Origin of the sequence: Chitinophaga sp. Hz27 (assembly GCF_042263525.1) — a bacterium.
GTDB lineage: Bacteria > Bacteroidota > Bacteroidia > Chitinophagales > Chitinophagaceae > Chitinophaga.
In genome coordinates this window covers 40,016-54,740 of sequence record NZ_JBHKFJ010000005.1, presented here as the reverse complement: position 1 = coordinate 54,740, position 14,725 = coordinate 40,016, and the positions used below count along the sequence as shown (strand labels likewise).

General features: G+C 44.4%; 9 protein-coding genes. 5 read left to right on the top strand and 4 right to left on the bottom strand.

Annotated features, from left to right (window positions below):
- Positions 1-107: 107 nt before the first annotated feature.
- Complete coding sequence (locus tag ACE38W_RS12350; RefSeq protein ID WP_375831245.1) at positions 108-410, top strand: MTH1187 family thiamine-binding protein; 303 nt, start codon at positions 108-110, stop codon at positions 408-410.
- Positions 411-539: 129 nt separating this feature from the next.
- Here the strand turns inward: ACE38W_RS12350 and ACE38W_RS12345 are convergent, their stop codons facing one another.
- Positions 540-1,787 (bottom strand): nucleoside recognition domain-containing protein, encoded by a 1,248-nt coding sequence (locus ACE38W_RS12345; protein ID WP_375831243.1) that lies wholly within the window; start codon positions 1,785-1,787, stop codon positions 540-542.
- A 189-nt stretch (positions 1,788-1,976) separates the two neighbouring features.
- Between ACE38W_RS12345 and ychF the strand changes: the two genes are divergently transcribed.
- The 4 genes from ychF to ACE38W_RS12325 all read left to right on the top strand — a co-directional run bounded on the left by ychF (position 1,977) and on the right by ACE38W_RS12325 (position 10,242).
- Complete coding sequence (ychF, locus tag ACE38W_RS12340) at positions 1,977-3,080, top strand: redox-regulated ATPase YchF (protein WP_375831241.1); 1,104 nt, start codon at positions 1,977-1,979, stop codon at positions 3,078-3,080.
- Positions 3,081-3,302: 222 nt separating this feature from the next.
- The gene (locus tag ACE38W_RS12335; RefSeq protein ID WP_375831239.1) at positions 3,303-6,635 is read left to right on the top strand and encodes a hypothetical protein; all 3,333 of its coding nucleotides are present in this window, start codon (positions 3,303-3,305) and stop codon (positions 6,633-6,635) included.
- A 15-nt stretch (positions 6,636-6,650) separates the two neighbouring features.
- Entirely contained in the window at positions 6,651-8,291 is a 1,641-nt protein-coding gene (locus ACE38W_RS12330) for an SWIM zinc finger family protein (RefSeq protein ID WP_375831237.1), read from the top strand.
- Positions 8,292-8,691: 400 nt separating this feature from the next.
- Positions 8,692-10,242, top strand: coding sequence for a reverse transcriptase family protein (locus tag ACE38W_RS12325; RefSeq protein ID WP_375831236.1), 1,551 nt, complete (start codon positions 8,692-8,694; stop codon positions 10,240-10,242).
- Positions 10,243-10,413: 171 nt separating this feature from the next.
- Here the strand turns inward: ACE38W_RS12325 and ACE38W_RS12320 are convergent, their stop codons facing one another.
- From ACE38W_RS12320 to ACE38W_RS12310, 3 genes are all read right to left on the bottom strand, one after another.
- Positions 10,414-10,965 (bottom strand): hypothetical protein, encoded by a 552-nt coding sequence (locus tag ACE38W_RS12320; RefSeq protein ID WP_375831234.1) that lies wholly within the window; start codon positions 10,963-10,965, stop codon positions 10,414-10,416.
- A gap of 111 nt (positions 10,966-11,076) precedes the next feature.
- The gene (locus ACE38W_RS12315) at positions 11,077-11,619 is read right to left on the bottom strand and encodes a hypothetical protein (protein WP_375831232.1); all 543 of its coding nucleotides are present in this window, start codon (positions 11,617-11,619) and stop codon (positions 11,077-11,079) included.
- A 147-nt stretch (positions 11,620-11,766) separates the two neighbouring features.
- Positions 11,767-14,652 (bottom strand): TonB-dependent receptor domain-containing protein, encoded by a 2,886-nt coding sequence (locus ACE38W_RS12310; protein ID WP_375831230.1) that lies wholly within the window; start codon positions 14,650-14,652, stop codon positions 11,767-11,769.
- Positions 14,653-14,725 lie beyond the last annotated feature (73 nt).

Here is a 14,725-nt window from a genome sequence, read left to right as displayed (position 1 = left end):
TATTTGTGCAACAGGACATAGGAAAAATCAATTGTTTTGTTAAAGTAAGACATTTGTTGACCTGAAATAAAATATTGTAAATCAATAAATAAGTAAAAGAGTAAAAGATGAGTAAAACTATCAATTTGGCGCTTCAGATCATCCCTTCTGTGCCTTCAGAACAGGTTTATAGCGTAGTAGACGAGGCCATTGCCGTGATCAAGGAATCAGGCGTGAAGTACAGAGTATGTCCTTTCGAAACGGTGATGGAAGGAACCTATGAAGAGCTGATGGAAGTGGTAAGAAAAGCGCAGGAAGTATGTTTTAAAGCAGGTGCTTCACAGTTATTAGTGTACATAAAAATGCAGATACGCAAAGACCAGGATGTGACGATGGAAGAGAAGGTGGGAAAGTATGATGCGATGGCATAAGTATAAAATATTTCCGGCTGGAATGAAGGAACTGCCAGATAGGCAATTCGCAAAAAAATAACTCCCAGCGACGCAAAAAGGGCTACCATTGGTGGCCCTTTTTGCGTAATATATTTTTTGAAAGTACTATTAATGGAAAAATAAATAACCTAACAAGATGGCGGAAACAATACCACAGAAATCAGCAATTAATCCTGCTGTTAATGCATATCTGGTTTTCTTGATATTCACAGAGCCGAAGTATACTGCCAGAATATAGAAAGTAGTTTCTGTGGTGCCCTGGATAATGCTGGCGAGTTGGCCTACAAATGAATCGGGGCCGTTGTGTTCCATGATTTCCACCATAAGGGCACGGGAACCACTGCCACTCAATGGTTTCATGAGTGCTACCGGTAACGCAGGTACGAAATCAGTATTGAGTCCCATCCAGGCGAAGAGTGCACCGATGCCGTTTACCAGGTAATCCATGCAGCCAGTGGCGCGGAACGCTCCAATCGCTACTAAGATACCTACCAGGTAAGGGATGATACGTACAGAGATATTAAACCCTTCTTTGGCGCCTTCAATAAAAACATCATATACATTGATCTTTTTTCGGATACCTGCAGTCAGGAAGGAAACGACGATCAGAAAGATAATACCGCCGCCCAGACTAGCTGTCTTGGGACCTATTTCTTCTGGTGGCATATTCTTCACCCAATAATATAAACCGCTAACGATCAATACGAAGCCAGCTAAAAAAATCAATACAGGTAGCTTGAAAAGATTGATACGCTGGTAGATGGCTATAGTAATCATGCCTGCAATAAATGCAATGAATGTAGAGATCAGGATAGGAATAAATACATCCGCAGGATTTTGTGCATGCGCAGATAATCGCAAGGCAATGACGGAAGTAGGGATGAGGATCACCCCAGCGGTATTCAACACCAGGAACATGATCTGCGCATTACTGGCCTCATCTTTCTCTTTACCGTCTTTGTCCTTATTCAACTCCTGCAATTCTTTCATCGCTTTTAGCCCCATTGGAGTAGCTGCATTGTCCATCCCCAGCATGCTGGCAGAAAAATTCATCAGCATGGACCCCATGGCAGGATGGCCTTTAGGAACACCTGGAAAAAGCTTGGAAAAGAAAGGGTTGACAAACCGGGAAAAACGATCTATCATACCGCCAGCTTCACCCACCCGCATAATACCTAACCAGAAGGTCATGATACCGGCTAGTCCAAGTGAAATTTCAGCGCCTGTTTTTGCATTGGAGAGCATTGCATTCATCACCGCACCAAACACGGTCGTGTCTTGCAGGATGAACGTTTTAAACACGGCGACAACAAAAGATATAAGGAAAAATGCCAGCCAGACGTAGTTTAAAGCCATTAGTTTTCGGTTGTTTAATGCGTGAAGATAGTTTTTTCCAGCATATAGACAAGGGCCTGGGAAAGTTCTGGCCCGCCAGGGTGCTTACTTCCCTTGTCGGGAAGCCGCTATCCGTAAGGCCTTGACAGAAAGCGATTTCGGGCTTTGCAAGACAAAAAGAAAACATTATCTTTGCGCAAATTTTAAAAAATGGCTTTGCAAGTTGGAATTGTAGGACTGCCGAATGTAGGAAAATCAACATTGTTTAACGCGGTTAGTAACAGCGCTAAGGCACAGGCCAGCAACTACCGTTTCTGTACGATAGAACCAAACGTTGGTCTGGTAGATGTACCAGATTCCCGTTTACAGAAACTGGAGGAACTGGTGAAACCTAACAGGGTAGTACCAACTACTATCGAATTCGTTGATATCGCCGGATTGGTGAAAGGCGCCAGTAAAGGTGAAGGCCTGGGAAATAAATTCCTGGCTAATATCCGTGAAGTGGATGCCATCGTGCATGTGATCCGTTGCTTCGAAGATGATAATATTCTCCGTGAAGAAGGTGCCATCAACCCAGTGGGTGATAAAGGCATCATCGATACCGAATTACAGCTGAAAGACCTCGAATCCGTTGAAAAGAAAATTCAACGTACCGAGAAAATGGCTAAAACAGGTGGCGATCCTAAAGCGAAAAGAGAATACGAAATACTTAAACAGTGCCAGGAACACCTGGAACAAGGTCGCAATATCCGCGAACTCGGATTGAGCAAAGAAGACAGTGTTGCTATCGCTGATCTCTTCCTACTCACTTCAAAACCTGTGCTCTATGTTGCCAACGTAGACGAAGGTTCACTGCTCACCGGAAATAAATTCTCCGAAGCCCTGAAAGAAGGTGTTAAAGCTGAAAATGCAACCGTAATCGTGATGAACAACACCATCGAAGCACAGATCTCCGAAATGGAAGAACCTGCCGATAAAGAACTGTTCCTTTCTGAATATGGTTTGACAGAACCAGGCCTGAACCGCCTTATCCGCTCTGCATACGACCTACTCCAGCTGATCACCTACTTTACCGCTGGTGTACAGGAAGTGCGCGCATGGACAATCCACAGAGGCTGGAAAGCACCGCAGGCAGCTTCCGTAATTCACACCGACTTCGAAAAAGGGTTCATCAAAGCAGAAGTAATCGCATATGATGACTACGTGAAATTTGGCTCTGAATCTGCAGCCCGCGATAATGGCCGCTTCCGTATCGAAGGTAAAGAGTACACCGTAGCTGACGGTGATGTAATGCACTTCCGTTTTAACGTATAGTCTTAATATCTATATACAACAAGACTTCATATTCTTCATGAAGCTTACAACAAAATCTGAAGGGCCGGTCTCTACCTGGTAGAGATCGGCCCTTCGCTATTTCTTCTTATCTTGTTGATTATTATATTGTTTATAAAACCAATATAAGCAAAAATAAAAATACATAAGGATTCCAAACTCTGCCTGAAATTCATATCTTAGCTGACTAATTCAGGTTAACTCATGAAATTTGTCAGGAACGTGAAGCTCTTCTTCCGGGAAGGGAACTCAGATAAAACCTATGAAATCGACTTGTGTGAACTCGCCCCGGATCAATATGTTGTCAACTTCAGATACGGTAAAAGAGGCGGTGCCCTGAAAGAAGGTACCAAAACCACCAGTCCGGTAAACCTTGCCAGCGCAACCACCATATTCGATGCACTGGAAAAAGAAAAAAGGAGCAAAGGTTATATAGGCGAACAGGAATCAGAACAGGCAGCCCAACCGGATGCCGATAGCACCGCTATTTTGGATGCAGTCACCAATCCACGTCATAAGGCGATCCTACGCCGTCTGCAGGGCAACCCTGCCGGTAAAGGCGCCTGGAAAACTTCCAGGGTGATATGGAGAGCCGGTGAATTGCATATCAAGGAATCTGTACCTTATATTATTAAGCAGGGCGACAGAAAAGATGCGCTGCAACGTTATTCGGCTATCTGGGCATTGTCCCGCGCCGGTGATCCTGTGGCCATCCCAACACTGAAAGCATACTACGAAAACAGCTCTTATCCGCTCAATATCCGCATGCTGGCTGCCAATGGTATGCTCATGCTCATGTCACCCGATGAGCGCACCACCTTCGCACAGCAGATCATCGCAGGTATGCCGCAGGTATTGCAGGATGCTATCGCAAAAGGCTCCATACCAGACCTTATCACACTGATTTATAACCTCGTTGTGGTACAACAGGCGCCAGATTATAATATCCTGGAAGAAATGTACCTGATATCCGCAGCGGTACCTGTACTATGGCATTCCATGTATCATACGCTGGTACGCTTACCACTACGGCCATCCTGGTTCCGCCATATCCGTCATATTTATAAGCAGGCGGAAATGCGGGAAGACTATATGATCGTGGCATTGCTGGTACATCGTATCCAGAAAACACAGCCGATGTTTAATGTGCCGGTGGTATATTATGAAGATTCACCATCCAGTGTTTTCATCCAGGAAATCAATGCTAACGTTAAAGTACAAACGGAGTTAAAGAAACCTACCAGCCGTATTGCTTTCTCTAACCGCACCCGCAAATACTTCAATAGAAGAGCCTTCCGTAACCTGAAAAGGCTGGGAGAGGCCGGCGATGTACAATATGTACGGTACGCGACCTCACTGTTGCTGCACTATGCACAGGAAACGGATTTTACCAAAGCTTACGAACAACGTTATTATGGTTATCAGAATGGCCGTTATCAGTCCTTGCAACGCCAGTACCCCGAAAGTTCGAAAGCTATCTACCTTAATTACATATTAAGAGGCAACGATCATACATTAGAATACCGCGCCCACCAGGAAGAATGGGTTTTCAAACCACAGGAACAAGCTGCGCAGACGCAAAACGGAAGGCCAGTAATTCAGCCTAACCCCGACTTGCTAAAAGCCAATGAAAACGGTGGTCTCCTGAAAAAACTCTTCGGATGGCTGGGGGTAGATAAACAGCAAGCCACATCTGGCGTTCCGCCACAATCCGCGGAATCCGCACTCAAAGCAACTGCACCTGCATCCGTAGAAGAACATGGCAGCATACCTTTTCTTGCCCTCTGGAACCAACTGCCACAGGCATTTCTGCAGCTCCTGATCAGTGGACAGATGGAAGCGGTGCATGCTTTTGCCATGGAGCAGCTACGCGCACACCCTGAGTTCAGCGCGATGAAAGAGCGTATGGGCGAAGACGTTATAGGTGGCTTGCTCGCCAACAGATTTACAATTCCTTCCTTGTTCGGCCTGGAGCTGGCAAGAGAAAAATATAATCCAGCCAATCCATCCATTCCATTACTCAAGGTAATGATCGCTAGTCCATTAGAGGAGGCGAGGGCCCAGGCCATGGAATGGATTAAAGCCGCTGGTACCCTGTGTTTCGGAGATACAGGCATGCTGCTGGATATGATTTTCTGCTATTATGAAGATGTCAGAAAGTTCCTGAAAGCCAACCTGGACCCTGCTGCGGTTCCTGCCCAGCAACAACAGGACCTCGCCGGATTTGCCATTGCCCGCCTGATGAAAGTTGGTGAGCTCAACGAAGTGCAAACTGCCATCCTTACTGATTGCTGCCAGCTCGTAGAATACTATTGTGCTGCACCACTTTCGCAATTGGATATGCAAGTCATCGCAGACCTGATGGACCAATCCTCAGTAGCAGTACAGGCCTTTGCCGCGAGGTTGTTGCTCCTCCGCGACCACGACTTCGACTTCGCACAGATCTCCAATGTACTCGTAAATAAACTGCTTAAAAATTCGTATAGGCCTGTACGTGATGCCGGCTGGAACATTCTCCTCAAAGCTGGAGACGCACCTGTTATCAATAAACCGGAAATTCTCCTCAGCGCATGTACCAATGAGTATAAAGATATCAGGCAAAAGGCTGCTCAACTGGTAGCCAGGCTGGTAACCCAGGACAACCGCCTCGCCCTCTGGCTGGTGAATGAACTGGTGCCGTTGTTGATGCGTACAGAGAAAGCACCCGGCATGCATGAAGACATTGCCGCACTGTTGAGTGGCCCGCTAGGTAACTATTTGCAAGAGGTAGATACCGCCACTGCTCTTCGTTTACTATATGCCAACTATAGACCGGCACAAGAATTTGGTGTTATCCTATTACAACAATATATACCTGCCACATCCCTGACTTTAAAACAGGTGATTGCTGCCGGAGCACACGAACTCTTACAGGTAAGAGAATGGTGCTGGACTTTCTTCCGTACACAACAGCCACGTATAAAAACAGAAAGAGATACAGCAGTAGCCTTACTGGATAGCAAATGGGATGATACCCGTGCTTTTGCCATCCGCTTCTTTAGGGATAACTTCCAAGAGGAAGACTGGACGCCGGAAAGTTTAATCGGTATAGCCGACAGCGTTAGACCCGATATCCAGCAATTTGGACGGGAATTGCTCATGCGCTTCTTCAAGACGGAAGATGGTGTACAATACCTGCTGAAACTGAGCCAGCACCCTAGTGCGGCCATGCAGCAGTTTGCTACCAACTATCTGAGTCAATATGCCGCTGGTAACCTGGAGTATATCCGTCAGCTGGAACATTATTTCAGGGCTGTACTTACCCGTGTAAACAAAGCCCGCGTAGCAAAAGAAAGAGTGTTCCTCTTCCTGGAAAGAGAAGCCATGAAATCGCCGGAAGCCGCTGCCTTCATTGGTAGCCTGATTACCGATATTTCCGCTACCGTGGCCATTGGCGATAAAGCCAGATGTATCAGCATCATGCGTAATATCAGCCAGCAATTTGATCATGTACAACTACCGATAGTATTCGTGGAAGCACCTGTGCGTCCGCAATAAAACGTATATCCATTTATGTTATTTAACTACAGATATAGTGGTAATTCCCAGGTGTTTAGCGATGCATCCGGTACAGGCATTTCCTTTGCGCCGGATACTTTTCGTCAGCCAACTTTTTTTGTAGGTAAGCTGAATAAAAAGATCGCGTTCAGGGAGGCCATCTCCGCATTACATGATGTGGTGGTGTCTGACCTGCGTTTCAAACCCAAAGATAAAACCGCTTATAAGGAATGGGCCGCAGAGCAGGAAGCCCTATGGCTGGCAGAATACATGAACGGCTATAATGCCGAAGCCGCCAGTGAAAAGATCGCAGCCCTCGAAACAGAGCTACGTGCTATCAGAGAGGAGAAAGATAAAGTAATGTCGCCCTTCTATAAGGCAAGACGTCATTACTTCGATTACCTCTATGAAAAAGACAAAGATTCCTGGTTTGTACTTGACCCGGTGATCAGCGTACACCCGGATGAATTGTTCTTTGAATGCTTCAGCCAGGACGAATCTACGTACGGTAAATTGAGTGCCAGCTACAACGTATTCAAAGAAGTCAACGAATTCGAATGTGGTACCACCAACATCGATTATTCGTCGGCGTTATATAATGAATTTCAGAAGATACGCGATTATAAAGAAACTGATTTTAAAATTGATCCGGGAGGATTCCAGGTGCAAACAAGTCAGGAAGAACTTTACCATGAAGTAAAGATTGACTTGCCAGATAGCTGGGTACGTGGCTTTCTGCAGGTAAGTTCGGCGATGACACTGCCTGCTGCTACCTTTGATCTGCATCCAATGGATGTATATAATTTCTGTTCCTGGTTACGCAGGTTTAAGGAGAAGAAAGGACCACGCAGTATTCGTTTTGTATTGGAACCAGGCAAACCGGTGAAAGCTATCTTCGAACCATGGAATCAGGAAATCGTATGTGCGAGATCGTTATACAAAGGAACCCATGCACGCGAAATCAGGATCTGGGGCCGCAGAAGATTGTTGATACTGGAAAGGTTGATTCCTATTGCCCGTAAATTCACGGTACACCTCATGGGTAGTGGTCTTCCGTCTTTCTATGTGGCAGACCTGGGAGACATGCAGTTTACACTCGGCCTTTCCGGCTGGACAACCAACGACTGGTCAAGAGCTGGACAGTTTGATCTGATGGCGCCAAGAGCAGAAGTTAGTACTGCCGACAAACAAAAAGTGTATGCAGCACTTCAGACAAGATGGATGGCGACGCCTACAGACCTGGCTACAGCTGCAGGTTTGAACACAACAACAGTATTGGGCGCGCTGAGTCTCTTCACACAGGCAGGAAAAGTTATTTATGATCTGCATTCAGGATTATACAGGCTGCGTGAACTGAGCAGAGAACCATTGCCAATGGATATGCTGCGTTATAGCAGTGCAGAAGAAGAGCAGGCACAGGAACTGTTGAAGCAATCCAAGATTGCTTATCAGCAAGACCAGATAGAAGGAGTGGGGCTACAATTGAAAGGTAGCGTTGCCACACCTTATGCCACTTATCATCCAACCATTGTAATTGATAAAGATGAAAGAATGACCAATCCACAATGTGATTGTGATTTCTTCCGTCAGAACAAGTTATACAAAGGACCTTGTAAACACATGCTGGCAATAAGAATGGCGTTTAGTTCCAAATAATTTTTATTACATCTTTTTGTAATTAAAAATTATTGTATATCTTGCCGTCTCAATTAATACAAAGATCTTTATAAAGGGGAATTGATTGCACTTGCGCTCCTTACGGAGATGAATGATGTTTCGTCATTCGGGTATTTTGACTATACATGCTTCACTAAATGCAATCTTTACTTTGGGAGGGGCGTACTAGTATGATATTTACTGTACAAGCCCCTGGGGCTCAAATATCATACTAGTACGCCCCTCCCTGGAGTTGATTGATTTAGTCAATGGCTTGCACGAAGCGCCTGTTCCTCTTTATAAATCTCTGTTCTTCCCCCACGGCAAGGCATACACTCCACACCATTCTCATTGTCACTTTACTTTAATTGATTGTAGTAATAATTTTAAGTGAATTACTATGCCTGAAGGTTTAACCCGTCAACAGTTATACGATAAAATACGTGAGTCTTCCAAAGAGGAGTATATCCTGGAGGAAATGGTAAGACTTGGTTTCTGGCAAAGAAATGTAGAAAAACCTTCTGTACCGGAAGTCCTCATTAAGCAGGAAGGCGCACTCAATAAAGAGCTGAATCAGCTCCTGCAAGAGAAATACCGCTATCGCAACAAGCAACTGATGCTAACGGAAATGCGTAAAGCACGCATGGCCAAAGCAAAAGCTAAACGCGCGGAAACCAAACAACGCAACGAAGAAAAGCGTATCGCTCGTGCTGCCGCATGGGCAGAACAGCAACAACAAGACATCGTTTACCTCGGAGAAAATGTATCCGCTGGTCTTAATAAAAAAGTTTCTGATGAAGCACAACTGCGCAAATTCAATTTGCCGGTATGGCATACTGCACAAGATTTAGCCAATGGCATGCAGTTATCTCTGGGTAAGCTTCGCTTCCTTGCCTTCAACAGAACAGTAGGACATAAAACACATTATCAGCGCTTCCAGATTCCGAAAAAATCTGGTGGTACCCGTGTGATCTCTGCACCAATGCCACAGCTCAAAGCTGCGCAACATTGGATACTGGAAAATATATTGTATAAGATCGCAAACAGTTCTTCCGCCAATGGTTTCGTGCCAGGGAAATCTATCGTTACCAACGCCATTCCGCATATTGGAAAAGATGTGGTCATCAATATTGATCTGAAAGATTTCTTTCCTTCTATTGCCTATAAACGTGTGAAAGGATTGTTTTGTAAACTGGGTTACAGTGAACAGGTAGCAACGATACTGAGCCTTATTTGCACAGAGCCGGATGTGGATGAAATTATGCTGGACAACCGCAAATATTTCGTCGCTAAAACGGAGCGCAGGCTGCCACAAGGTGCGCCCACCAGTCCTGCTATCACTAATATCATCTGTTTTAAATTAGACAGGCGCTTTGAAGGTCTTTCTGCTAAATACGGTTACGCGTATACGCGATATGCCGACGATATGACTTTCTCTGCAAAAGGAGAGGCAGCGACTAAGGTTGGTCAGCTGCTTTGGGCTACAAAAAAAGTAGTGGCAGAGGAAGGCTTCGTATTGCATCCTGATAAGCTGAAAGTTATGCGCAAAGGGGATAAACACGAAGTAACCGGAATTGTGGTGAATGAAAAACTGAGCCTCGACCGCGCCACACTGCGTAAATTCAGAGCGCTGTTACATCAGATCGAATTAACTGGTCTTGCCAATAAACGTTGGGGGAAAGGTAACATCATCAGCAGCATGGAAGGATATGCTAATTTCGTAGCGATGGTGAAGCCGGAACAAGGAGTAAAATTAAAGAACCAGTTGAGCGTCTTATTACAGCGCAATGATATCAAAGCAGAAGCCCAGGCCATGTGGAAGAACGAAGCTGCTCCAGCGGCCAAACCAGTCGATCCTCTACCTGAAACTGCAACAGATACAAACAAACCAAATACAACAAACAATACTAATACATCCGACAACGAGAAGCCCTGGTGGAATATCTTGTAGGTGCAACGTTATAATAAAAAGGGCTGACCTGTTTTTTCAACAAGTCGGCCCTTTTTTATTTTCTATACCAGAATATATATCCTCGTAAATAGCTGCTTTCAATAGATTTTAAGTTTGTTATCAAACTAAAATATCTACATTAAAGCTTGGCATATCGCCTGGCTTCTATTGTTATTGAATAATATTTCCGTCTTTATCTCTCGGGGCATTTAGCAGCTTCATTACTGAATCCACCGTGCTAGCAGGTAGTTGTGGCGATAGCCCTAACAATTTGTTAATCCGACTTTTTGTGGCCGGTGAATTCAGATGACCTAACATACTGGTGGTATAATATGTCCCTCCATTTGAGTCTGTAATTATTCCTTCCCCTGCTTTATACAAGGTAGAACTATACGGGGCTCTTCCTGGAGCATGAACGCTCAGCACATAATCCTTATAAGCGTAATGCATCATCGAAGTATCATACAGCTGTTTTATATCCTCATCGCCTTGTTTAAGAAATACATCCTTCCTGGCATATAAAGTGACTTTGGTAGACATAGTAGTGTCAGAAATAAAACTTACTGCTGTTTCATAAATTGTAATGCGCCCTTCTTTTATGTCAAAATTGAGTGTATAAAGTGTCTTCCCGGTAAGTGATTTATCCATCGTCTCAGAAATAACTTTAATGGTGCAGGCGCTAAACATAGTAGCTACAGACAGGATTGCAATGATCTTTCTCATTATAGGTATTGAATAGTTGATGTATACAGCAAATTTTAATTTAGGGCGCGAATATACGGACAAAAAAAGTCGGTCAGGAATTACCTGACCGACTTTTAGACAGATCAAATATTATTGAATAAGGTCCCCATCTGCATTCCGTTGGCCAGTCAACAGGTTCATTAGTATATCTACTTCGGCTGCTGTAGGCTCGTCAAGATTTAAATCCTTGTATGCTCTAATTACACGTTCTCTGGTGGAAGGTGCATCAAAATGTCCAAGAATACTGGTAGTATAATAGTGATCACGCTCTGTACCTTCATACATACCATCCCCAATAGGAGTAAGTTTACTGATCAAGGTTGTTTGTTGCGACCTAACCAATGTCAGAACAGATTGCTCCCATGTGTAAGAGTAGTCAATTTTATTGTAAAGTCCTTTCATGACCCCATTGTCTTGTGTTTGAAAATATTTTGGAGAAGTTGCCAAAACATGCTGGATAGATACAGCCTTGTCGGAAAGGAAATCCATCTCGCTTTCAAAAATGAATGGATTGTCGCCTTTACCAACAACAAGGGTGTAAAGTTTTTTTCCATTCAATGTATTACCCCGCCCGCCCGAGTTACAGGCGTTTAATAATAATGTTGCAACAAGGATAGCAATGATCTTTTTCATAGGTTATAGCGGTATTTTTCCATTGGTAAACTGGAAGGTTAGGAATAATATATCTGTAAAGATATATTAACGCGTTTAATTGAATTAAAAACGGCCGCCTCTACTTGGTGGAGGCGGCCGTTTTTTTATTTCTTGATAAGATAATTATCAGAGATTATATCCCAGAGAAATATACCACTGAGAACCAACAGTAGGGTTACCCCATGATTGGATATATTGTTTGTTCAGGATATTAGCGCCGCCCAATTTGATGGTAGATTTAATCTTAGGGAACAGTTTAGTAACCTGTGCGTCTAAGGTACCATAGGCAGGGATTTCACCCAGGTTCATCACGTTGATGATGTTGTTTACGAAGCTAGACTGCCAGATAAATTTATCCTGCCATCTCCAGGTAACGTTAACGCCTATATTAGATTTTGCAATGTTTCTATTTCCAACATACAGATTGTAGCGTACTTTAGGTGTGTTATACATTGGCAGGAAACTACCAAGGTCGTTGGCATTAAGCAATTCATTATAAGAGATATTACCGCCGGCAACGAAGTTATGCGGCATGGTATAATCTATACCCAGTGCCCAACCCCATGATTTGATATCCTTATCGAAGCTTACTGGTACAGAGAAAATGTTTTGTCCTGTAGTAGTTGGCTGCACAAGGATTTGAGGGCCGTTGAAGTTTTTAAAGTTATTCGTATATACGTAAGCGTCTACGAGTACACGATTTGCAAACAAGCCTTTATAACCCACTTCCCAGGCACGGATTCTTTCTGGTTCATAATCCCTGAAAGTATATTGTGCAGGTTTACCAGCCTGTATAGATTCCAGTGTATACAGCGGACCTGTGTTCAGGTGATAACGTTCACGCAGGAACGGAAGTCCACCGATAAGGTGCGCCTGTGGCGTTACGAGATCGATGTACTGGTCCTGGTTGGTTGGGATACGGAAACCTGTCTGGTAAGAAGCGCGGATGTTATGCGATTGCAGGAAGGTATATACTGCTGATAAACGAGGGCTGAACTGTCCTTTAAAGTTTTGGTTCTTATCATAACGAATGGAACCGGTCAGTTTAACGTGTTCATTGAGTATATTTTTCATGATTTGTGCATAGCCACCATATTCTTTAACACGGAACTCATTGCCATTATCATCAACAGCAAAAAGTGTTTTTTCAGAATTTAGTGCATATACGCGATAGTTGCCACCAATAAGGATTTCAGCGAACTTTACCAGGTCTTTGAAGTTGTACATAAATTCTCCCTGATAGAGATTTGTTTTATCCATAAACCTTGCGCCTACACCGGTAGCGTCGCCAGGAATCGGTTTGCTTTTTACTTTGTCTGCCGCTGCATTGAATTCAGGCGTGCCTGGCAACAGTCGGCCCTGATCTGCTTTCGCTCTTGCTGCGGTGGCAAGTGTGCCGCGGGCTGCATTTACGGCTGATTGTGCCGCTGTATAAGCATTAGCAGGTGTTGCGCCTCCTGCCAGTGCTGCGCCATAGGCTTGTGCAAAAGCACCTACAGCTGCGGTGGTATAAGTGGAGAAGTATTCACCATACCATTGCTGACTTGTTTTCCAGGCCTCATTGATGCCGGAAGCCAGGGTACCGATCGCATAACTATCTCCGGATCTTTCCTGCGTGGTATACAAGCGTACATAGAAGTTAGAACCTTTCAGTTCCGCTTTGTACTGGCCCATGCGGAAGTTTTTGATAGAGTATCTGTCGGCGCCGGTGTAAACAGTAGTACCAGTTCCATAACTACCCTGTATCAACGCTTCCAGGTTTTCATGAATTTTGTAGTGGAACGCGGCGTTGAATTTCAGGTTTTTGGTATTGTAATCTGCAACGGAGCTTTCATCATAACCGGTGCGGGTAACATAACCGTTACCGGCGGTAGGCATTGCTGCCGCGATGATCTGCTGTGGTGTTACTGTTCCCCCAAAGGTAGTACCAGAGAGGTAAGCCAGCTGTTGAGCTAATGCGCTGGTTGGAGTATTGGCTTGTGAGAAAATAGTGCTGGTCATGTTTTCGTAGTGTTCATCACCGTACACGTTTACACCGTTGTAGGCCTCGTTATTAGCCCTGGTGCCGTCTTTCAGGGTATGACCATTCTGAATGCTCTGATCGCGTTTATCATAAGCCTGCCAGTCATCTGCTTTCAGATAGCCAAAGTTTAATTTAAATGCAAATTTGTTATTAAATGCTTTTGCATAACGAAGTGCGATATCATAATAACCGGTTGTAGGCGTGGTCCGGCCTCCTTCACTGAGAATACCAGTTTTCACATTGGCACTCAGCCCCTGATATTGGAATGGGTTTTTACTGTTGAGCAGTACGATACCATTCAGTGCATTAGGGCCATAGAGGGCAGATGCAGCACCTGGGATCAACTCTACGTTGTCCATGTCCAATTCGGAAATACCCACGATATTACCGACAGAGAAGTTAAGACCTGGTGCCTGGTTATCCATACCATCGGTCAGTTGTAAAACCCTCGTATTTCCGTTGGCGTTAAAACCACGTGTATTAACGGATTTGAAGGTTAAGCTCTGGGTGCTCATCTCCACGCCTTTGAGGTTGGCAAGGGCATCATAAAAAGTAGGAGCGGGGCTGTTTTTGATGGCCCTCGAATCCAGCTTTTCGATTGATACCGGCGACTTCAAGATACTTTCCTGTACACGGCTGGCAGCTACCACTACTTCGAGTCCAAGGATCTCGCTGGAGGCCATCTGAACGTTGATAGTTGTTGTAGGGCCGGTTACTGCTACTTCTTCGGTTTTATATCCCACAAAGGATAACACCAATGTAAACGGAAACCCATGTGCAGTCTTCAGCTGAAAATTACCACTGTTGTTACTTACAGTACCAATATTGCTGCCTTTGATCGCGATACTAACGCCTGGGAGAGCATTGCCTGATGTCTTGTCTTTTACGTTACCACTAATAGTGGCCTGGTTTTGGGCAAAGAGGAATGTCGGGATAAATACTAAAGCACACAGCACTCCCCATAGGAATCGGATTTGATTGCTTTTCATAAACAGTGGAAGGGTTTAGTTTGATTTCAGTTGACACTTATTAAATATAAGTAAATTCCTCCATCAAGTATAC